Below are 279 nucleotides of genomic sequence, written 5' to 3'. Positions count from 1 at the left end.
GCACTGTTGTCTATACCTTGCTGTATATTCAGTTCAATGGCTTTTTCTGAACTGATCTTACCTAAGTGGCTAGTGAGTTGTTCAGCCTTCAGCTGAATGTCATTCTTTGCTTGTATCACACCTGAAGTGTTATCTACAGCACTTGAACCACTGTCGATAGCAACGCCTGAGTGTATGCTGCCAATCTGTCCGGCATTGTTATTTAATCCCTGACTCTTTAAGCTCAGTTGTTGGTTCGAAGCAATCACACCACTTTGGTTGTTGATGTCTTTTAACGCA

The 279-nt window shown here is 42.3% G+C and carries 1 protein-coding gene; it reads right to left on the bottom strand.

Annotation, left to right across the window (positions count from 1 at the left end; translation table 11 throughout):
- Window positions 1-279, bottom strand: a 279-nt coding sequence (locus IMO47_RS18500; protein WP_196085100.1) for a hypothetical protein, incomplete at both ends; no start/stop codon positions are given.

Origin of the sequence: Acinetobacter sp. Res13-Abat-PEC15-P4-01, assembly GCF_015676285.1 — a bacterium.
Lineage (GTDB): Bacteria > Pseudomonadota > Gammaproteobacteria > Pseudomonadales > Moraxellaceae > Acinetobacter > Acinetobacter nematophilus.
This window is presented reverse-complemented; position numbering and strand designations above follow the sequence as displayed.